The following is a 21,911-nucleotide window of genomic DNA, read 5'->3' as shown; positions in this document are numbered from 1 at the left end:
ACTTCATGAGTAACCTTATAAATACAGGAAGAAACCGAGCCCAAGAAAGCTCTAATGCGATCGAACGAATGTACATCACGATGCGTCACCTTTTTAATCGTGGGTTTTATAAACCTATGGGCGTTTCCGGAGAAACTTTAAGAGAAGCTTTACTTATTTTAAGACCCGAAATTTATGGTTCTGTTGCTGATGAAAAATTAGAACTTCACGGGTTATTATACGTAATCGATCGTTTACCTATTGGTATTGAAGAATGCCGATACATCAACTTAACCAGCGATGAAGGTTATGGCGATTCTCATTTTACACCCATCGTGCCGCCAAAAAGAAGAAGAAATTGCTATCGTATAGACGAAGAGCAAATGAATATTGAAATTACTCGCGGGCGATCTGAAATTTACGATATTCTAACGCATCTTACCTTTTTATTTATCGAGTCTCATAAGATTATGAAACGCGTAATTATCGATGAAGAAGGAAGCGTAAACAGAGATTGGCAAAAGTTAGAAGCTGCCGTACAACAAAAAGAACTGAGTAAAGCCGAGCGTGAGATCGCACTTACGCATACCGCAAATATTTTAGGAAGAACGTTTAAAGAAGTTTCTCAAGTACATCCGTTATTTAGTACCTCGAACAAGCCCGAACGTTTTTTACATATTATTTACAATTTAGGTCGTCTAGCGATCGATGAAGCGCTGAGCAATAACAAACGTATTGTCACATTTACGCCGGTGTTACGAGAACGGTTAGGACATCATATTCACGGTGAAGTTTGGGCAGATAAAATAAAACAAACCTTATCTGAGAATGGTTTGCTGCAACGGCAACTTCATATTATTAGCGCCAATATGCATAGTGTGATGAATACACTTTATGCGCCAATCGCTTTAAAAACGGAGCTAAAAAAGAAACCTATTAATGCTATTTATGAAGATTTAAGTAATAGCGCTAACGGTAAACTTCGTCAAAAAGTAACGAAAACTGCTTTAGATAACGGAATGATTTATATTGAAGATAAAAGCGGAGCAAATATTAATGTGCAGCTCTTCGATACTTCAAAAATAGATCATCCGGACGAGAAATTTTCAACTTCAAAAGATGAAAATGCTCCTGTAATTATTGTGATGGATTATGCGTTTGGAGAGCAAGCTTATGAAACGATTGATGAGCTGCTGAAGCCTTTTCAATTAGGAGAAACAAAAATTCATTTAGATGTTGATTCTATTTCAATTATGGGAAAGGCAGGAATTTTAGAAGGAAAAAAAGGAGATATTATGATCCCAACTGCTCATTTGTTTGAAGGAACAGCAGATAATTATCCTTTTAAAAATAAGTTGAAGAAAAAGCACCTAGAAGGTCACGGGATCGATATTTATGATGGAGCGATGATCACGGTTTTAGGAACTTCACTTCAGAATAAAGATATACTTTCGTTCTTTCACGATTCGACTTGGAATGTGATCGGCTTAGAAATGGAAGGTGCGCACTATCAAAAAGCAATTCAAGCAGCTTCTAAATTGCGAGGCAGCATCAAACCAAAAGTAAAAGTGAGGTATGCTTATTATGCAAGTGATAATCCGCTCGAAACCGGAAGCACCTTAGCATCAGGAGGTTTAGGAACGACAGGAGTAAAACCTACTTATTTAATAACTGAAAAAATTTTAGAACAAATACTAAACGATTAATGAGTCAGCATCAAAAAAATAACAATGAAGAAATAGATTTAGGCGATTTATTTCGATTACTTAAAAAAGGAGTTCAATATATATTGAATCTATTTTTAAGGTTTATCGCTTTTATATTAAAGCATGCAATTGTTTTGGCAGTATTAATTATTATTGGAGCTATCGTGGGGTATTTTCTTCAAAAGAAATCTGGAGAATTGGTGAAAACTGAAATGATTATTGCTTCTAATTTTGGAAGTTCTGAATATGTTTTTAATTCAATAAATCAAATCTCGTATCAAATTGGTCATAAAGATACGTTAGCCTTGGAAAAGTTAGGAATTCCTCTAGATGCAGGAGCTTTAAAACTAGAAATTAAACCAATTGTAAATATTTCTAGATTTTCTCAAGAAGAAGAGACTTTTTTAGAACTTGTTTCAGAATCAAACTTTATCAATGAAGAGGAAAAAGCTAAAATGTTTGCTAGGTATTTTAGGTATTATAAAGTAATTCTTTCACATCCAAAAAAAATAAATTCAGCAAAAATATTAAACAGTATTCTTCAGCAGCTTAGAGACAATCCTTATTACCAAGAATATAATAATGTTAATCTTAGTTTCTTAAATAATCAAATTAAGGCAAACGAAAAATTAATTTCAGAAATAGATAGTTTAGTAGGTAATTACTCTAAGGCAATAAATAAACAACAACAAGCCTCTTCAACATTCTATAACTCTGCGAATAACTTAGATCTAGGTGTGGTTATACAAAACAGGAATCAGGTTCAAGATCAACTACAATATCTTTATAGAGAAAAAGTAGCTAACGCTGAGTTTTTGAGATTAGTAGATTTAGGAACTCCCACTGAAATAAAAGAAAAAGGAATTACATATTATAAAGTTATCTTAATTCCATTATTATTGGTCTTAGGTTATTTTGGATTAATCATATTTGTAAAAGTGGTGCAAAAGGCACGAAAATTAGATTAAATAATGAAAAAAATATTAGTTACCGGTGGTGCTGGTTTTATAGGAAGTAATTACGTTAACTATCAAGTCGAAAAAGGTGAATATCATATTATCAATTTAGATAAGTTAACCTATGCAGGTAACTTAGAAAACATCAAAAATCCTGAAGCTGAAAACTATACATTTATTCAGGGAGATATTTGCGATCTAAAATTTATTCAAGATTTATTTGCAGAATATCAATTTGATGAGGTCATTCATTTTGCGGCAGAGTCTCATGTAGATAATTCGATTTCAGATCCTTCAGCGTTTATAGAAACCAACATTAACGGAACCTTCAATCTTTTACAAACCGCTTATAAACTTTGGATGAATGAGCCATTCAGCATCAAAGAAGAATTTAAGAATTCTCGTTTTCTACACGTTTCTACCGATGAAGTTTATGGCACCTTAGGCGATGAAGGTTTATTTACAGAAGAAACACCATATGCGCCAAATAGCCCGTATAGCGCATCGAAAGCATCTTCAGATTTATTAGTCAGAAGTTACTTTCATACTTACGGAATGCCGGTAGTAACAACGAATTGTTCTAATAATTACGGTCCGCATCAACACGATGAAAAATTAATTCCGACCATTATAAGAAAAGCGATCCACGAAGAAAATATCCCTATTTATGGCGAAGGGACTAATATTAGAGATTGGTTGTATGTTCTTGATCATTGTAAAGGTATTGAGTTGGCAGTAGCAAAAGGTAATTTAGGAGAAACTTACAATATTGGCGGACGCAACGAGCGTAAAAACCTATACATTGCCGAAAAAATCTGTTCCATTCTAGATGAAGAAAAACCAAGGGCAAATCAAAAAAGTTATAGTGAATTAATCACATTCGTAAAAGACCGTCCGGGGCACGATTTCAGATATGCGATCGACGCCACTAAAATTGAAGATAACTTAGGCTGGAAAGCAGAAGAAACTTTTGAGACCGGTATCAAGAAGACCATTAAATGGTATTTAGAAAAATACAGTAAATAAAATCAACCAAAAAAAAGATTTGTTATGAAAGGTATTATTCTCGCAGGAGGATCTGGCACAAGATTACATCCGTTAACCATCGCGGTAAGTAAACAGCTTATGCCGGTTTACGATAAACCTATGATCTATTATCCGTTAGCTACGTTAATGTCTGCCGGAATAAAAGAAATCTTGATCATTTCAACTCCAAAAGACTTACCATTATTCGAGCAATTGCTAGGCGATGGGAAGAATTTAGGTTGTCATTTTCAATACGCAGTTCAAGAAAACCCAAATGGTTTAGCAGAAGCATTTATTATCGGAGAAGAATTTATAAGCGACGATAAAGTAGCGCTTATTTTAGGCGATAATATCTTTTACGGTTCAGGGATGGATGAACTTTTGCAAAGCAACAACGATCCTGATGGCGGAGTTATTTACGCTTATCACGTTCACGATCCCGAACGTTACGGAGTGGTAGAGTTTGACGATGAAGGAAAAGCTATTTCTATTGAAGAAAAACCAAAACAACCTAAATCCCGTTATGCTGTTCCCGGAATTTATTTTTACGATAATGAAGTGGTTGAAATCGCTAAAAATATCAAACCGAGCGATCGTGGTGAGTTAGAAATTACCGATGTGAATAATGCTTACCTAAAAAAAGGAAAACTTAGCGTAAGTATTCTCGATAAAGGAACCGCTTGGTTAGATACCGGTACTTTTAAATCGTTGATGCAAGCTTCAAATTTTGTTGAAGCGATCGAAGAGCGTCAAGGACTAAAAGTAGGTTCTATAGAAGAAGTAGCTTATAAAATGGGTTACATCACCAAAGAAGAAATGAAAAAGCAAGTAGCCTCCTTATTAAAAAGTGGTTACGCAAAAAATTTACAATATTAAGATGCAGATAGAAAAGACACCTTTAAAAGACTGCTTAATTATAAAACCACGCGTTTTCGAAGACGATCGTGGTTCTTTTTTTGAAAGCTTTAATAAAGAAACTTTCCAAAAAGAAACCGGTTTAGAAGTTAACTTTGTGCAAGACAATCAATCCATTTCTAAAAAAGGAACTTTACGAGGTTTTCATTTGCAAAAAGGAGAGCACGCGCAAGCAAAATTAGTGCGAGTGATTAAAGGTGAAGTGATGGATGTTGTGGTCGATCTTCGAGAAGATTCAGAAACTTTCGGTGAAACCTTCAGCATTATTCTAAATGAACAAAACAACCATCAACTTTTTGTTCCCAGAGGGTTTGGTCACGCTTTTATCACCATTTCAGACGAAGCTATTTTTGCTTACAAATGCGATAATTACTACAATAAAGCTTCAGAAGCAGGAATTATTTATAGCGATGAAACTTTAAATATTGATTGGCACTTGCCTAAAGAGCAATTAATTCTTTCAGAAAAAGATCAAGAATTACCAACCTTCGAAGAATTCAAAAAGTCATGAAAGTTTTAGTAACCGGTGCCAACGGACAATTAGGACAATGCATTAAAAAGCAAGCTTCCAACTTTTCAGAATTAGAACTTCACTATTTTTCTTCTGTCAATTTAAATATCACTGATGCTGAAAAAGTAACCGAAGCTTTTAAAGAAGGAAATTACGATTGGTGTATAAATTGTGCTGCCTATACAAATGTTGAAAAAGCCGAATCTGAAGAAAAGAAATCTTTTTCTGTTAATGCTGAAGGTGCCAAAAACATAGCTAAAGCTTGTGCAGAATTCGGCGTAAAGCTTATTCATATCAGCACAGATTATGTGTTTGATGGCGAAAAAAATTCAGCTTATGTGGAAGAAGATCAAGTGAATCCCATCAATGTTTATGGAGCGTCAAAGTTGAAAGGAGAAGAATACATTCAGCAGAATTTAGCTGAATATTTCATTTTAAGAACCTCTTGGTTGTATTCAGAATTTGGTCATAACTTTTTCAATACCATGCTTCGAAAAGCAAATGAAGAAAACTGTGTGTTAAAAATTACCACAGAACAAAAAGGAACACCCACTAACGCAAACGATTTGGCATTTGCAGCACTGCAAATAGTTTCTGAACAAAAAACCGCTTATGGAGTGTATCATTTCAGTAATGAAGGCGAAGCCACTTGGTACGATTTTGCAAAAGCGATCTTTACCAATGCTAATAAACTGAATGATGTTGAATTAATAGCTTCCAACGAATATAAAACCATCGCCAAAAGACCAAATAACAGTGTCTTATCAAAAGAAAGAGTGAAGCATAAATTACAGCTCGATATTCCTTCTTGGGAAGAGAGTTTAGCGAATCTTCAAAATAATTTATAAATGAAGAAAAATTTAATCGTATTTGGCACGCGCCCGGAAGCTATTAAAATGGCTCCATTAGTAAAGGCTTTTCAAAAACATCAAGATATTTTCGAAACGAAAGTTTGTATCACGGCTCAGCATCGAGAAATGCTCGATCAGGTGTTAGATTTTTTTGAAATTACACCCGATTACGATTTAGATTTGATGAAACCTAACCAAAACCTCTATTCATTAACCGCAGGAATCATAGAAAATATGAAACCGGTGTTGGAAGACTTTCAGCCGGATTATGTTTACGTTCACGGAGATACCACAACTACAATGGCTGCTGCTTTAGCGGCTTTTTATAGTGGTGCAGAAGTTTGCCACGTTGAGGCAGGACTTCGAACTTTTAATAAACGAGCTCCTTTCCCTGAAGAAATTAATAGATCGATAGCCGGCAGGTTGGCCGATTATCATTTTCCACCCACAGATCGTTCAAAAGAAAACTTAGTTAACGAAGCAGTTTCTGAAGAAAACATTACTATTACCGGAAATACGGTGATCGATGCTTTATTGTTTAGTGTCGATAAACTTCAACAGCAAAATTACACAGATCAAGAGATTGAAATGGTTCAACAAGAAGTTGATACCACAAAGAAAATAATTTTAGTTACCGGTCATCGTCGTGAAAATCACGGTGACGGGTTTATTAATATCTGTAAAGCCTTAAAAGAAATAGCAGAAAAGAATCCCGATTGTCAGTTGGTCTATCCGGTGCATTTAAATCCGAATGTGCAAAAACCGGTGTACGATTTACTTTCAGAGATTGAAAATATAAAGTTGATCGCTCCGCTTAATTATCCGGCATTTGTTTGGTTAATGGAAAAATCTTACCTCATTATTACCGATAGCGGTGGCGTTCAAGAAGAAGCCCCAAGTTTAGGAAAACCGGTTTTGGTGATGCGAGAAATTACCGAACGTCCCGAAGCCGTAAAAGCAGGAACGGTAATTTTAGTAGGTACAGATGCTGAAAAGATCACCACAGAAACTCAAAGATTATTAGACGATTCTAGCTATTACCAAATGCTAAGTAAGCTTCATAATCCTTATGGCGATGGTAAAGCGAGCGAACGAATAATTTCTTTTATGAAGGCTAAGGCTTAGTCGTTGAAAATCTTATTTTTGCAGATTGCTTAAAGAAATAAATGTATGACACCAAAAGTAACCACCGTAGGTTTAGGATATATAGGTTTACCCACTTCAGCGTTAATTGCCAGTAATGGCGTTAAGGTTTTTGGCGTAGATATTAATCCGGAAGTTGTTGAAACCATCAACCAAGGAAAAATTCATATCGTAGAACCCGATTTAGGAGATGCCGTTGCGCAAGCTGTAGAAAAAGGTTACTTAAAAGCCGGAACTAAAATTGAAGCAGCATCAACTTATTTGGTGGTGGTTCCCACACCTTTTAAAGGGAATCATGAACCCGATATTTCTTATGTAGAAGCTGCTACCAAAGAAATTATTCCGCATTTAAAAGAAGATGATCTATACATTATTGAGTCGACTTCCCCGGTAGGGACGACAGAGAAAATGCGTGATTATATTTATACTGAAAGACCAGAATTAGAAAATAAAATACATATTGCTTATTGCCCGGAGCGAGTTTTACCGGGTAATGTGATGTACGAATTGGTGCATAACGATCGCGTAATCGGCGGAGTAGATGAAGCGTCGACCCAAAAAGCAATAACCTTTTATAAAGATTTCGTAAAAGGTGAATTACACGCTACCAATGCGCGTACGGCAGAAATGTGTAAGCTCACTGAAAATTCATCAAGAGATGTACAGATCGCTTTTGCAAACGAGCTTTCGCTTATTTGTGATAAAGCAGGAATTAATGTTTGGGAACTGATCGATTTAGCCAACAAACACCCGAGAGTAAATATTTTGCAACCCGGTTGTGGAGTAGGAGGGCATTGTATTGCGGTAGATCCCTATTTTATTACGTCAGAATTTCCGATGGAATCTCAAATCATAGGGAAGGCAAGAGAAATTAATAATTATAAATCGTTTTGGTGTGCCGAGCAGGTCGTAAAAGCTAAACAAGAGTTTGAATTAAAGCATCATCGTAAGCCTTCAATTGCATTAATGGGCTTGGCGTTTAAACCGAATATTGATGATTTAAGAGAATCTCCGGCCAAGTATATCGTTCAGCGTGTTCTTCAAAATGCACAAGACGAAGATTATTATATTGTAGAGCCTAATGTAGAAAGTCATCAGGTTTTTAAACTTACCCATTATGAAGAAGCAACTAAGAAAGCAGACATTATTGTATTTTTAGTAGCTCACAATGAATTTAAAAGTTTAGAGATTTCAGATGAAAAAGTAGTGTTAGATTTCTGCGGAATCTATACATAGTTCTTTGTTTAAGGATAGATGGAAGAGAAGAATAGGAAGGTAAAAATAGCACAAAAGCGTCATATTGCGAAGGCCGTCACTTGGCGGACTTTAGGGACGTTGGATACTATTTTCTTAGGTTCGGTGATCGATAATTCTGAAACCGGAATGATGTTAGGTACGGCGGAATTGATCACCAAACCGGTACTGTATTATTTTCATGAACGCATTTGGGCAAAAGCAGATCTTAACAAGAAAAAAGAACTCTTAAATAGTAGAAAACGCCACATAGCCAAAACTATTACTTGGAGAATTATAGGCACTTTAGATACCACTTTGTTAGGTTGGGCAATTTCAGGTGATCCTTATATCGGTATGAAAATAGGAGTAACTGAAGTAATAACTAAGATGATTTTATATTACGTTCACGAACGTTTGTGGTATAAAACTAATTTCGGGATTACGTATTATGAAGAAGTTAAAACTTCAGCAAAAAATAAAGAAAATGAATAAGAACGTTATTCAGCAAGATTATAATGTAAGCGTTGAGCATCGTAGAAAACAAAATAAACATAACAGTTTATTAATTTGGTTTACAGGGCTTAGCGGTTCAGGAAAATCTACTTTAGCCAATCAGGTAGAAGTGGCGCTGCACGAGCAAGGTTTACGAACCTATGTTTTAGATGGCGATAATATTAGAAGAGGTTTAAATACCGATCTAGATTTTACGCCGGAAGGTAGAAAAGAAAACCTTAGACGAATCGCAGAAGCTGCAAAGTTGTTTATCGATGCAGGAGTTGTTACCTTAGCGGCTTTCATTTCTCCCTTACAAAAAGACCGAGAAAAGATCAAGCAAATTGTTGGTAAAGAGAACTTTATCGAAATTTATGTAAAAGCAAGTGTAGAAGCTTGTGAAAAGCGTGATGTAAAAGGACTTTACCAAAAAGCCAGAAACGGAGAAATAAAGAATTTTACAGGAATTAGCGCTCCCTACGAAGAGCCTGAAAATCCTGATGTAATTGTAAATTCTGAAAAAGAAACCATAGCAGAATCCATACAAATTATTATGGATCAAATTAAAACAAAACTAGAATTGCCAAGTCATGAGTAAATATTATTTAAATTATTTAGACGAATTAGAATCGGAAGCAATTTACATATTGCGAGAAGTTTACGCACAATTTCAAAATCCGGTGATCCTTTTTTCCGGAGGAAAAGATTCCATTTTAGTAACTCATTTGGCAAAAAAAGCATTTTACCCGTGTAAAATTCCATTTGCGTTAATGCACGTAGATACCGGCCATAACTTCCCGGAAACCATCAAATTTAGAGATGATCTTATTGAAAGTTTAGGCGCAAGATTAATCGTAGGTTCGGTTCAAGAATCGATCGATAAAGGTCGCGTTCAGGAAGAAAAAGGAAAAAATGCAACGCGTAACGCTTTACAGATCACCACGCTTTTAGATGCGATTGAAGAGAACAAAATAGATTGTGCGATTGGTGGTGGGCGTCGTGATGAAGAGAAAGCACGAGCAAAAGAACGCTTCTTCTCACATCGTGACGATTTCGGGCAATGGGATCCTAAAAACCAGCGTCCGGAACTTTGGAACTTACTCAACGGAAAACATTTTGAAGGTGAACACTTTAGAGCTTTCCCAATTAGTAACTGGACCGAGATGGATGTTTGGAATTACATTCAGCGTGAAAACATTCAAATTCCTTCTTTGTATTTAGCACACGAAAGAGAAGTGGTGATGAGAAACGGTTCTTGGATTCCGAATTCAGAATTCTTGAAGTTAGAAGAACACGAAGAGATCGTTACTAAGAAAATTAGATTTAGAACTTTAGGAGATATTACCATTACCGGTGGTATTGAAAGTGATGCCGATACGTTAGAGAAAGTTGCGTTAGAAGTTTCAACGATGCGTCAAACCGAGCGTGGAAATCGTTCTGATGATAAACGTTCTGAAACCGCAATGGAAGACAGAAAAAGAGAAGGTTATTTCTAGAAAATTGCCTTTTTTGTTTTGTGAATATATTATGATTAATTGATAAAGTTTTTCAAAAAAAACACCTTTTTACCAATAGCTTGTAGAGAAACAATAATTTCGAGATCACTGCAAAATTGGTAAGCTTAAAATTTAAACCAATGCAAATAGATAAAAACCAATTACTAAGATTTACAACTGCCGGGAGTGTAGACGACGGAAAAAGTACCTTAATCGGTAGACTTTTATACGATTCAAAATCTATTTTTGAAGATCAGATCGAAGCAGTAGAAAACTCTAGTAAGAAAAAAGGTCACGAAGGCGTCGATTTAGCCATGTTTACCGATGGTTTAAAAGATGAACGTGAACAAGGGATCACCATCGATGTAGCCTACCGCTATTTTACGACTCCTAAACGTAAGTTTATCATTGCAGATACTCCGGGACACATTCAGTATACCAGAAATATGGTGACTGGAGCTTCAACAGCAAATGCAGCGATTATTTTAATCGATGCGCGTCACGGTGTTATAGAACAAACTAAGCGTCATACATTTATCGCTTCTTTACTTCAAATTCCGCACATTATTGTATGTATCAATAAAATGGATTTGGTAGATTATTCAGAAGAAGTATATAATGATATCGTTGGTCAGTTCGAAGAGTTTTCATCTAAATTATTGATTAAAGACGTACGCTACATACCGATTAGTGCGTTGCTAGGAGATAATGTGGTGAATCGTTCAGAAAATATGAAATGGTACCAAGGTTCACCTTTATTGCACGAACTAGAAACCCTTCATATTAGCAGTGATATCAATAAAGTAGATGCGCGTTTTCCTGTACAAACCGTATTAAGGCCACAACGCGAAGGTTTTATCGATTTTAGAGGTTATGCCGGAAGAGTTGCCAGTGGAATTTTTAGACCAAAAGATGAGGTAACTATTTTACCTTCAGGATTTACTTCAACCATCAAAGCAGTACATTCAGACGAAGGTGAATTAGAAGAAGCATTTGCACCAATGTCTGTGGCTATTACGTTGGAAGATGATATTGACATTAGCCGTGGAGATATGATCGTGAAAACGAATAACCAACCGGAACCTAAACAAGATATCGATGCGATGTTATGTTGGTTAAATACAGATGAAGCGAAGCCGAGAGCAAAATATACGGTCATGCATACTTCTAACGAGCAACGAGCGATGATTAAAGAAGTAGTGTATAAAATCGATATCAATACCTATAATAGAAATACAGAAGACAAGTCATTAAAAATGAATGATATTAGTAGAGTGAAATTAAGAACTACTAAGCCATTAATGACCGACGATTACCGAGAAAACAGAAATACCGGAAGCATCATTTTAATTGATGAAAGCACCAATGAAACGGTTGCTGCCGGGATGATTATATAAGAAGAAAAAAAAAGCTATGGAACTAAAAGAATATCTCCCAATTATAATAGATGCAGCGAGGGATGCAGGAATAGAAATCTTAGAAGTATATAACTCTGATGATTTTAATGTGGAAAAAAAGGGAGATGATAGTCCGTTGACTAAAGCAGATCGCTTAGCACACGAGGTGATTGTCAAAAAATTAGAAGAACATACCGATTTTCCTATTTTATCTGAAGAAGGAAAAGACATTCCTTACGAAGAGCGAAAAGACTGGGAATATTTCTGGATGGTCGATCCTTTAGACGGTACTAAAGAATTTATCAAACAAAATGGTGAGTTTACTGTAAACATTGCGTTAATACATAAAAATGAACCTATTTTAGGAGTCGTTTATGCACCGGTTTTAGATAAACTTTATTTCGGCGGAAAAGATCTTGGAGCCTATATGGGTGAAAATATGGATCCGCAGCATAAATTAGAGCTTATAGAGAACGAAACAGACACAGTTCGTATAGTTGCGTCAAGATCACACTTAAATGACGAGACAGCTAATTATATTGATAAATTTGATAATGCGCAGACCGTATCGATGGGAAGCTCTTTAAAATTTATGTTGATCGCAGATAGTGAAGCCGATATTTACCCACGCTTCGCTCCAACTATGGAATGGGATACTGCAGCAGCTCATGCGGTTTTAAAAGGTTTAGACTTAGAAGTGATCAATATGGAAGACGATAAACCGCTTCGTTACAATAAAGAAAATTTACTGAATCCACACTTTTTGGTGAAGCGATAAGATTAAAAAATATAGATTGATAAGTGTAGTAATAAAAAAAGTAGAAAAGAATTTAAGTATAGTTGATCAAGGTCTACTATCATTACTTAATTTTGGATCTATCTTTGTTTTGTCATCTGTTTTAGAAAAATCACTATTTAGTGATTTTGTAATATTATATAGTTACAGTGTGTTTTTAACATTGTTTACTTCAATTACAATTTCCTCACCAATATTAATTTATTATTCAAAAAAATGGTCAGGTCTCGCTAGAAGTTATAGTTCAATATGCCTAATTTTAAATATAATTATAGTTGTTCTATTATCTACAATTATATATTTTTTTATTGAAAAACAAGTAACAGCAACAAAACTTTATAGCTTTATTTTTTTGAGTTTTGGGGTATCTTCTTATGATATCTTGAGGAGATTTTGTTATTCTATAAAAAATGGATTAATTTTTAGAAGTTTTTTATCAACAATAATTTTAAACCTATTTTTCTTTAGTTTAATATTTATTTGTAGGCCGCTAAATATTAATATTATTTGTAATATTTATGGAGTTTCGTTCATTATTCCTGCAATTTATTTGTTTTTTAACGTTTATTATTACAAATCAAATTCAATAAAACCTAAGCAAAAAAGTATTTCCATTCGTTTAGTATCAGATATTCACTTTCAATATTCAAAATGGTTAGTTATTGGAGGAATATCATTTTGGGCATATAATCAAGGGATTTATTTATATGCAAAATTTCTAAATTTTTCAGATTTAGCTATTGGAAAAGTAAGGATATTACAAAACCTCATGGGAGTTTTTACAATCTTAACTATAACCTTAGAAAACTATTTTAAGCCTATATTCTCAACATCAAATGACGTGACAGAATTAGTAAGAAAAATTTACAAGAAAAAATTTCCAATAATTTTGTTTTTGTTTATTGCGGCATTTCCAATAGGTTTATTCTCTTACAACTATATTTATGCATCTAAATATGGTAGTGGTTTATACGTATATATTTTTATGTTTGCTGTGCAGATAATTTTAGTATCCACTAAGCTTTTTTCTGTGGCTTTAAAGTCTAGAGAAATAACAAAAACTATATTTGTTGGTCATATTTTAGCATCTTTAGTGATGTTGATATCAATTACAATTTTAAAAAGCTTTAATAATCAAGATCTAATTATAGCTATGTCAAACTTTTTTTCAACTCTTATCTTTTGTATATATATATTCTATAATTATAAAAAACTAAAAAGATAGTGGCAGTTTTAGAAAAATTAAATAAATATTTATTTTTATTAGGTCTTTTTTTTATTCCCTTTAATTCTTTCGAAGGAGTCAATTATTTAGGTGAATTTAGAAATGAATCTGCAGCTTATTTTTTTTTTAGTGGTTTCATCTTATGTATTCTGAAGGTTCTTTTAACATTCAAAATTTCAATTCCATATAAAAATTTCATTTTTCAAATTATCATTTTTTTTCTTTTTTGGTGTTTATTAGGAACTGTATTAAATATTCCTAGCGTTTTAGAAAACTATTTTAAAAAGACATCTGGAAGTAATCGATTTATAAGGCAATATGGTTCTATTATAATATCTTCTTTTTTCTTTCTCTTATTTTATTGGGCAGTTTTATCTAAGATGACAATAGAATCTATTTTGAAATCTATAAGAAAAGTTTTTACTATTTCATTAATATTTGTTTCTATCTATGGGTTTCTCGAAATTCTATTAGTGGTTTTTAAAATTTCACAAGTTAGACCGGTTTTAAATTTATTCAGTTATTTCCCATTTTTAGAAGTAAAAGTTGTTTCAGAACGAATTTCTGCCGTATCTTATGAGCCACCTTTTTTAGCAATTTATCTTATTAGTATAGCGGGTTGGATGTTTAGCTATATAATCACATCTAAAGGTCTACTTAAATACTTACCTACAGCTTTAATTTTAGTTTTAACCTTTTATTCAGGTTCTAGAACAGCATTGGCCGTAGTTAGTTTTCAATTTATATGCTTTTTATTTTTTTTATTTTCTAACCTGAAAAATATAAAATATGCAATCGCAATATTACTTGGTATATTTCTAACTTCATTTTCATTGATAATTATTTACCCTAATAGGGTATTAGATTCTGTTGAGGAAAAAATAAATTCCTTAGACTTTAAACAAAATCTTACCGAATCGGTCTCAAATAAATCTAGATTAGGTATTCAGTACGCTTCATTACAAGTTGCAAAAAGAAACCCTATTTTAGGAGTAGGTTTTGGACAACAGGCTTATCATAATAGGTTTTTTTATCCTAATTGGGCAACTAAAGATAATTACGAGTTTGAGTTAATGTATAAGAATGAAAAATTAGAGTCTTTTCCTCCAGGTTACAACTTATATATCAGAATATACACAGAATTAGGTTTAGTTGGTGCATTGATTTTCTTGTTATTAATTGTATCCATTTTCTATTCGCTGTTTAAAATTTATAATAGTACTGAAGGTATTTATAAAGATTTATCTATTATTCTAATAATATCTTTCATAGGACTTTGCATTAATTTTCTACAGATAGATACTTTTAGAATATATGCTTTTTGGATAAACATTGTTATCTTAATGTGTATAATAAACAATTTAAAAGAGAGAAGTAAATCTGTAAAGTTTATTAAAAAATAAATTATATACTTTTATTAATCAAAAAGAGTTTCTGTAAAATTTTTTTTAGCTAAATCCATAGTTAGTTTTATATTTTTCGGGTAAATATAATTTTCAAAGATGGCTCTTGAAATTATACTAAAGGCTTCATTAGGAGAAATATCAGCATCGTATAATCTATATTTTTTCGTTTGACCTACATCATCTAAAAAATCAGCACATTTCCGGTGGTATTCTATCAAAAAAAAAGGAATTTTTGCATAACATGCAAAAATGCTGGCGTGCAATCTAGTAGAAATCATGCAATCACAAGAGGATATTTCTAACCAAGTTTTTTTTAAATTTTTTTTGTAGTTAACGATGGTAACTCTTTCTGATGGAATATTTCTAATTAATTCATTACTGATTTTTCGGTCTCCAAGAGTAGGGTGGTCGTTTATAATAAAAACCTTAAAAATTATATTTGTTTTGTGTGAAAAGAGCATTATAAGTTCCTCAAAAAAAAGGTTTCTTTTTTGTTCTTTGTTAATATCTCCCATACTATAACTTTCATAATTGCAGATACTAATTCCTAAAACTTTTTTTTCACTGAATTCATTATTTTTTGGTTCATTGTAATTGTAAACTAATGGCAATAATGCAGCTAAGTCGAAAGCTTTAATTGGGACGTATGGTAGATTATCAATACTTTTAGCATAATTGTAAGAAACTGTATCTCTTAATGACAAAAAAGAAAGCGACCTAAGATAGTCTTTTACAATGTTTTCCTCTTTAGAGTTTTTGAATGGTCCTAAAGAAACACCCATTGCCCCTAATTTAGTTTTAGAAAAATCCGAATAAAATTTCGCTAATGATTTATTAGAATGATATGGTATTTTTGAAAATGTAGATCCTCCTGCAGAAATTATAAAGTTTGCTTTGTTGAATGCTAAAAACATTTTTAACCTATCTAAACCTTTAAGGTATGGAATTTTATTTTCTGTTTTTATATTATTTAAAGTTTGCGGAAGGTCTTTACCTACAAAAAAATTATTTTCACAAGACCAATATTTTTTTGCCCCCCACGCACAAACTTCTACAAAGGAATCATCCCCCGCATTTTTATATCCATAATAACCTTCATATACTATTTTCATCAAAAAACTTTAAGATAATTTCACGCAAAATAAATTAAAAACTATACAATCTGAAAATTAATAGTTTTAAATCTAACTACGAATAATATATTTGTTAAAAAAAGATCTATGAATGAATTTGTAAGTGTTATTTTGCCAGTGCATAATGCTCAAAACACAATTAACGCTACGTTAAATTCTATTGCTATTCAATTATATAAAAATTTTGAAATAATTATAGTTAATGATGGATCTTTTGATAAATCAGAAGAAAAAATTTTAGAATTTAAAAAACTACATCCAAATTTAGATATAAATTATTTCAAACAATCTAACCAAGGAGTTTCTAGCGCGAGAAATTTTGGATTAAAAAGAGCTAAGGGTGATTATATAGCTTTTATAGACAGTGATGATGTTTGGAAAAGAGAAAAACTTCTGCGACAGATGGAAGTAATGAATAAATCAACATCAATTTATATGCTTGCTTGTAATCGAAATAATGAAAAATTTAATTATTTTTTTAAATACAAATTCGAGAGATTAAATAAAATTTCTATAAAATTATTTTTACTAAAAAACTTCATGATAACTCCAACTGTAGTTTTTAGAAAAGAAATAATTAATAAAGTAGGATATTTTAATGAAAATTTAAAATATTCTGAGGATTTTGAATATTTCATGAGAATTATTGCAAACTATAATGCATATTTATTGAATGAAAGTTTAGTAATAACAGGTGGTGGAAAGCCAACATTCGGACACTCAGGCTTGAGCTCTAATCTGTTTAAAATGGAACAGGGTGAATTGAAAACTATCTATTTTGCGTATAAGAAAAAATTCATAAATGAATTTGAATTTGTTAGTATTTACTTTTTTTCTTTATTAAAATTTTTAAGAAGATGTTTTTTAACGTACACAAATTTTCAACGATAACTAACAAAAAAAAATTGTTTAAAAAAAAACAAAATTTTTACGATTTTTTGTGTGGTTTATTTTTGTTTTTTATTCCAATCTCAGTAGCACTACCTAATATATTATTGCCATTTCTTGGAGTTTTATTTATTCTAAATTTTAGAAATATAAATAAGATTATACCAAGATATTTATTAATGTTTTTTTTTACAATAATGATCATTTTTTTAAGGTCATATTTTTTCAGTAATAATATAGATTCCAGTATTTTTTTAAAATTTTCAATGATATTTGTGATTTTTATATTTTTTACTCAAGCTAAAAATATAAAATACCTAGAATATGCTTTTTTAGGTGGCATTTTTACTGCCGTAATAGGTTCTTCATTAGAAATATGGTTATATATTTTAGAACATCCAGACTTTTTATTAGCAAACGGAAGTTTGGTAAATGAGTTATTGTGGTTAGAGAGACCTTATTTTGGTTTTTTGAATACATTGGGATTGTATATATGTTTAAATAATGCTAGAAAATCTAAAGGGCGTTATGACTATTATATTTTGGCTATTATTTTATTAGCATTTAACATATATATATCGGCGAGGCTTGGTATTCTGCTATGCGCCTTAATAATGTTTGTTTTTTTAATTAAAAACCATAACATAAAAAAATATCATAAACTCGGTTTCGGAATTGCTGCAATAGTAACAATTTTTATTGCAATGGGCTTAAGCGATAATCTTTTAGAGAGAATGAAAATCACTAATGATATTGATAAAACTAAACATCTATTAAAAGTTTATGAGCCTAGATTTGTAATATGGCCATGTTCATATGAGATAGTTTCAAATAAAATGAATCTTTTTATAGGATTAGGGAATTATAAAAATGTTGAAAGTGAGTTGGCTAATTGTTATTCCTCAACAATTAAAAACCCTAGTAAAAAAGAATATTACCTACTTAAAAGATTTAATACACATAATCAATTTTTAGATTTTTTGTTAGTGGGAGGTATTATTCCATTTATACTTTTATTAAGTGTCTTTTGGATTGGTTGGTTTTCTAATGGAACCTTCGAAGTAAAAGTTATATTAATTCTTTTCTTTGCATTTTTTATGGTAGAAAATGTTTTACACAGGCAGCTTGGCTGTTATTTGTTTGGTATTTTTACAGCTTTATATAGCAGAAGAACATTAAATGGAAAAAACTAAAATTGTTCACATATTACACGCCGTTGGAGGTGTAGATGTATCTTTACGATTAATCCTAGAAAGTATTAACCCCGATAAGTTTGAAAATGTTATCATACATGGTATAGAAGATACAGATAAGCCATATTCCGATAAAAATAATAAGACAATAAAAACCTATCGACTTCCTATTTTAAGAAATATATCTTTGATTAAAGATTTTAAATCTTTAAGAAGAATAAAAAAAATTCTAAGTTTAGAACAACCAGATCTAATTCACGCTCATAGTGCAAAGGGTGGTGTTTTAGGCAAAATTTCGGGTTTTATGGTAGGAATACCAGTTTTACATACCCCACAAGCTTATTCATATTTAAGCGCACAAAATGGTTTCAAAAAGGGAATATTTCTTTCAATAGAAAAATTAGCCGCGAAGCTTAATAATAAAATACTTGCTTCATCATATTCAGAAAAGAACCGGGCAATTGATGAGGTTGGTTATCCTGAAAATAGAGTAGAAGTTTTCAGTAATTCAATTAAACCAATAAATTCTGTACAAGATTTAACAATAGAAGAAACTTGGCCTAAAAATTATATTTGTTCTGTAGGGCGCCCTTCGTATCAAAAGAATATTGAGTTCATGGTAGAGGTGATTGCAGAAGTAAAAAAAAGCATAAAAGATATTCATCTTGTTTTAATGGGAGTGGGCTTCCATTCCCCAAACTTAGAAGCTGTAAAGCAAAAGATAGAAAGTTATCAACTTAAAGACAATATCACTTTGTTAGAATGGACAAAAAGGGAAGATATTTTTCATATTATTAAAAATTCAAGTCTATATATTTCAACAGCTAGGTATGAAGGATTACCTTATTCAATTATAGAGAGTTTAGCTTTAAGTAAAGCTTGTGTGGTTACCGATGCAGATGGAAATAGAGATTTAATCGAGCACAATCAAAATGGTTTTGTTATTTTTGAAAATAACGTTCAAGATTTTAAAGAAAAAATTATAACAATTCTCGAAAATGATGATTTAAGAAAAACTTTTGAGAAAAACTCATTCCAAAAGTTTAATCAATTCTTTAATATTGAAGTAACTATAAAAAAATTAGAAAAAATTTATATTAATAATAGAAAAAGATAAATGGAAGTTAAAAATATTTGCTGTATCGGTGCAGGTTATGTAGGAGGTCCAACCATGGCTGTAATTGCTCAAAAATGTCCGCACATCAACGTAACTGTGGTCGATATTAATGAAAAAAGAATAGCCGCTTGGAATGACAAGGACCTAAGTAAACTTCCGGTTTACGAGCCTGGTTTAGATAAAGTGGTAGAAGAAGCACGTGGTAGAAACCTATTTTTCTCTACAGCAGTAGATGAAGCCATCGATAAAGCAGATATGATTTTCATTTCGGTAAACACACCCACCAAAACCTACGGAAAAGGTAAAGGGATGGCAGCCGACTTAAAATACATCGAACTTTGTGCAAGACAAATTGCACGTGTTTCAAAAAGCGATAAAATTGTAGTTGAAAAATCTACACTTCCTGTGAGAACCGCTTCAGCGATAAAAAGTATTTTAGACAATACAGGAAACGGAAGTGATGTAAAGTTCCAAATTCTTTCAAATCCAGAATTTTTAGCTGAAGGTACCGCTGTTGAAGATTTATTAGCTCCAGACCGTGTTTTAGTAGGTGGCGACACTTCTACTGAAGAAGGAAAAGAAGCTATGGAAGCACTGGTGAGTGTTTATGCTAATTGGGTATCAAGAGATCATATTTTAACTACGAACGTTTGGTCTTCAGAATTATCAAAACTAACTGCCAATGCATTTTTAGCACAACGTGTATCTTCAATTAATGCGCTTTCAGAATTATGTGAAAAAACCGGAGCCGATGTAAATGAAGTTGCCAGAGCAATTGGTATGGATTCTCGTATCGGACCTAAATTCTTAAAATCATCGGTTGGTTTTGGAGGTTCTTGCTTCCAAAAAGATATTTTAAACCTTGTTTATATTGCTAAAACGTATGGTTTAAATGAAGTTGCCGATTATTGGGAGCAAGTCATCACGATGAATGATCATCAAAAAAGACGTTTTGCTCATAATATCATAAGCACTCTTTTCAATACAGTTTCAGGTAAAAAAATTGCATTTTTAGGATGGGCATTCAAAAAAGATACTAACGACACTAGAGAATCAGCTGCTATTTATGTGGCAGATGAATTATTAAGTGAGCAATCTAATGTAGCAGTTTACGATCCTAAAGTTTCAGAAGAACAAATCTATGCCGATGTAGATTATTTAAATACACGTTCTTCTGAAGAAAATAGAGAAGGGATTACTGTTTATGAAGACGCATACGAAGCTTGTAAAGATGCTCACGCCATTGCTATTCTTACCGAGTGGGATGAATTTAAAACCTACGATTGGAAAAAACTTTACGACCAAATGCAAAAACCTGCATTTTTATTTGACGGAAGAGGTTTACTAAATATTGAAGAGTTAGAAGAAATTGGTTTTGTTTGTTATAAAATAGGAAGCGGTAAAGAATAATAGTTAAGCAAGCAGAAAAGAAAGTTCATTTAAAAACAAGAAGTATGTCTAAACGAATTTTAATTACGGGAGCTGCAGGATTTTTAGGTTCACATCTTTGTGATAAGTTTATTGCTGAAGGTTACGAAGTCTTAGGGATGGATAATCTTATTACCGGCGACTTAAAAAATATCGAGCATCTTTTTGGCAACGAAAATTTCGTTTTTCATCACCACGATGTCACCAACTTTGTGCACGTTCCCGGTCAATTAGATTACATACTTCATTTTGCTTCTCCTGCGAGTCCTATCGATTATTTAAAAATTCCTATTCAAACCTTGAAAGTAGGCTCCTTAGGAACACACAATCTTTTAGGTTTAGCAAAAGAGAAAAATGCAAGAATACTTATTGCAAGTACTTCCGAAGTTTATGGAGATCCTTTAGTGCATCCTCAAACCGAAGAGTATTATGGTAATGTAAACACCATTGGTCCGCGTGGAGTTTACGATGAAGCTAAACGTTTTCAAGAATCTATCACGATGGCTTACCATCGCTTTCACGGTTTAGAAACCAGAATCGTACGTATATTTAATACTTACGGACCAAGAATGCGATTAAACGATGGTCGTGTAATTCCTGCATTTATCGGGCAAGCACTTCGAGGTGAAGATTTAACTGTTTTTGGCGATGGTTCGCAAACACGTTCATTTTGTTATGTAGACGATCAAGTAGATGGGATTTACAGACTGCTTTTAAGTGATTATTCAGATCCGGTAAATATTGGTAATCCACACGAAATCACTATCAAAGATTTTGCTGAAGAAATTATTAAACTCACGGCGACCGATCAAAAGGTGATTTACAAACCATTACCAAAAGACGATCCTATGCAAAGGCAGCCAAATATCACAAGAGCAAAAGAAATTCTAGGATGGGAACCAAAAGTAGATCGCGCAGAAGGGATGAAGATAACTTACGAGTACTTTAAAAGCTTAACTCCAGAAGAGCTTAATAAAAAAGATCACAAAGATTTTTCAAAACATATTAGAAAGTAGC

Annotated in this window: 21 protein-coding genes; 20 read left to right on the top strand and 1 reads right to left on the bottom strand. The window is 32.6% G+C overall.

The features are described from left to right. The first annotated feature begins 5 nt into the window (after positions 1 to 5). From G551_RS0108840 to G551_RS0108770, 15 genes are all read left to right on the top strand, one after another. Positions 6 to 1,685: a DUF6909 family protein gene (locus tag G551_RS0108840; RefSeq protein ID WP_027885238.1), complete on the top strand. Its 1,680-nt coding sequence runs from the start codon at positions 6 to 8 to the stop codon at positions 1,683 to 1,685. Next, on the top strand, positions 1,685 to 2,653 hold the full coding sequence (locus G551_RS0108835; RefSeq protein WP_027885237.1) for a hypothetical protein: 969 nt from the start codon (positions 1,685 to 1,687) through the stop codon (positions 2,651 to 2,653). Before G551_RS0108840 ends, G551_RS0108835 begins: the two co-directional genes overlap by 1 nt. 3 nt (positions 2,654 to 2,656) lie before the next feature. Then, entirely contained in the window at positions 2,657 to 3,667 is a 1,011-nt protein-coding gene (gene rfbB, locus G551_RS0108830; protein WP_027885236.1) for a dTDP-glucose 4,6-dehydratase, read from the top strand. 24 nt (positions 3,668 to 3,691) lie between these two features. Further along, complete coding sequence (gene rfbA / locus G551_RS0108825) at positions 3,692 to 4,543, top strand: glucose-1-phosphate thymidylyltransferase RfbA (RefSeq protein WP_027885235.1); 852 nt, start codon at positions 3,692 to 3,694, stop codon at positions 4,541 to 4,543. Position 4,544: 1 nt separating this feature from the next. Next, complete coding sequence (gene rfbC / locus G551_RS0108820; RefSeq protein WP_027885234.1) at positions 4,545 to 5,093, top strand: dTDP-4-dehydrorhamnose 3,5-epimerase; 549 nt, start codon at positions 4,545 to 4,547, stop codon at positions 5,091 to 5,093. Next, positions 5,090 to 5,941, top strand: coding sequence for a dTDP-4-dehydrorhamnose reductase (gene rfbD / locus G551_RS0108815; protein WP_027885233.1), 852 nt, complete (start codon positions 5,090 to 5,092; stop codon positions 5,939 to 5,941). The genes rfbC and rfbD overlap by 4 nt, the downstream gene beginning before the upstream one ends. Next, positions 5,942 to 7,069 carry a non-hydrolyzing UDP-N-acetylglucosamine 2-epimerase gene (wecB, locus tag G551_RS0108810; RefSeq protein WP_027885232.1) on the top strand — a complete coding sequence of 376 codons (1,128 nt, stop codon included), beginning with the start codon at positions 5,942 to 5,944 and terminating at the stop codon, positions 7,067 to 7,069. A gap of 45 nt (positions 7,070 to 7,114) precedes the next feature. Then, positions 7,115 to 8,323, top strand: coding sequence for a UDP-N-acetyl-D-mannosamine dehydrogenase (gene wecC, locus G551_RS0108805; protein WP_027885231.1), 1,209 nt, complete (start codon positions 7,115 to 7,117; stop codon positions 8,321 to 8,323). An 18-nt stretch (positions 8,324 to 8,341) separates the two neighbouring features. Continuing rightward, a complete protein-coding gene (locus G551_RS0108800; protein ID WP_027885230.1) occupies positions 8,342 to 8,815 on the top strand; it encodes a DUF2061 domain-containing protein in 474 nt (157 codons plus the stop codon). Next, on the top strand, positions 8,808 to 9,413 hold the full coding sequence (cysC, locus tag G551_RS0108795) for an adenylyl-sulfate kinase (protein ID WP_027885229.1): 606 nt from the start codon (positions 8,808 to 8,810) through the stop codon (positions 9,411 to 9,413). Before G551_RS0108800 ends, cysC begins: the two co-directional genes overlap by 8 nt. Then, positions 9,406 to 10,311 carry a sulfate adenylyltransferase subunit CysD gene (cysD, locus tag G551_RS0108790; protein WP_027885228.1) on the top strand — a complete coding sequence of 302 codons (906 nt, stop codon included), beginning with the start codon at positions 9,406 to 9,408 and terminating at the stop codon, positions 10,309 to 10,311. Before cysC ends, cysD begins: the two co-directional genes overlap by 8 nt. 140 nt (positions 10,312 to 10,451) lie before the next feature. Continuing rightward, positions 10,452 to 11,708, top strand: a complete 1,257-nt coding sequence (locus tag G551_RS0108785; RefSeq protein ID WP_027885227.1) for a sulfate adenylyltransferase subunit 1 — start codon at positions 10,452 to 10,454, stop codon at positions 11,706 to 11,708. Positions 11,709 to 11,724: 16 nt separating this feature from the next. Continuing rightward, positions 11,725 to 12,486, top strand: coding sequence for a 3'(2'),5'-bisphosphate nucleotidase CysQ (gene cysQ, locus G551_RS0108780; RefSeq protein WP_027885226.1), 762 nt, complete (start codon positions 11,725 to 11,727; stop codon positions 12,484 to 12,486). Between the two features lie 16 nt (positions 12,487 to 12,502). Further along, positions 12,503 to 13,729, top strand: coding sequence for a hypothetical protein (locus G551_RS0108775; protein ID WP_027885225.1), 1,227 nt, complete (start codon positions 12,503 to 12,505; stop codon positions 13,727 to 13,729). Next, positions 13,729 to 15,132 (top strand): O-antigen ligase family protein, encoded by a 1,404-nt coding sequence (locus tag G551_RS0108770; RefSeq protein WP_027885224.1) that lies wholly within the window; start codon positions 13,729 to 13,731, stop codon positions 15,130 to 15,132. The genes G551_RS0108775 and G551_RS0108770 overlap by 1 nt, the downstream gene beginning before the upstream one ends. A 14-nt stretch (positions 15,133 to 15,146) precedes the next feature. On the opposite strand, the gene G551_RS0108765 is transcribed toward G551_RS0108770, so the two are convergent. Beyond that, positions 15,147 to 16,247, bottom strand: coding sequence for a polysaccharide pyruvyl transferase family protein (locus G551_RS0108765; protein WP_036243575.1), 1,101 nt, complete (start codon positions 16,245 to 16,247; stop codon positions 15,147 to 15,149). Positions 16,248 to 16,355: 108 nt separating this feature from the next. Between G551_RS0108765 and G551_RS0108760 the strand changes: the two genes are divergently transcribed. The 5 genes from G551_RS0108760 to G551_RS0108740 are packed head-to-tail and all read left to right on the top strand — an operon-like array spanning position 16,356 to position 21,910. Continuing rightward, on the top strand, positions 16,356 to 17,159 hold the full coding sequence (locus G551_RS0108760; RefSeq protein ID WP_027885222.1) for a glycosyltransferase family 2 protein: 804 nt from the start codon (positions 16,356 to 16,358) through the stop codon (positions 17,157 to 17,159). After that, positions 17,126 to 18,349 (top strand): O-antigen ligase family protein, encoded by a 1,224-nt coding sequence (locus tag G551_RS0108755; RefSeq protein ID WP_027885221.1) that lies wholly within the window; start codon positions 17,126 to 17,128, stop codon positions 18,347 to 18,349. Before G551_RS0108760 ends, G551_RS0108755 begins: the two co-directional genes overlap by 34 nt. Next, complete coding sequence (locus G551_RS0108750) at positions 18,336 to 19,466, top strand: glycosyltransferase (protein ID WP_027885220.1); 1,131 nt, start codon at positions 18,336 to 18,338, stop codon at positions 19,464 to 19,466. Before G551_RS0108755 ends, G551_RS0108750 begins: the two co-directional genes overlap by 14 nt. Further along, entirely contained in the window at positions 19,467 to 20,876 is a 1,410-nt protein-coding gene (locus G551_RS0108745; protein ID WP_027885219.1) for a UDP-glucose 6-dehydrogenase, read from the top strand. It begins immediately after the preceding gene. A gap of 44 nt (positions 20,877 to 20,920) precedes the next feature. After that, positions 20,921 to 21,910, top strand: coding sequence for a UDP-glucuronic acid decarboxylase family protein (locus G551_RS0108740; RefSeq protein WP_027885218.1), 990 nt, complete (start codon positions 20,921 to 20,923; stop codon positions 21,908 to 21,910). Position 21,911: the final 1 nt, after the last annotated feature.

This window comes from Mesonia mobilis DSM 19841 (assembly GCF_000423405.1).
GTDB classification, from domain to species: Bacteria; Bacteroidota; Bacteroidia; order Flavobacteriales; family Flavobacteriaceae; genus Mesonia; species Mesonia mobilis.
This window is presented reverse-complemented; position numbering and strand designations above follow the sequence as displayed.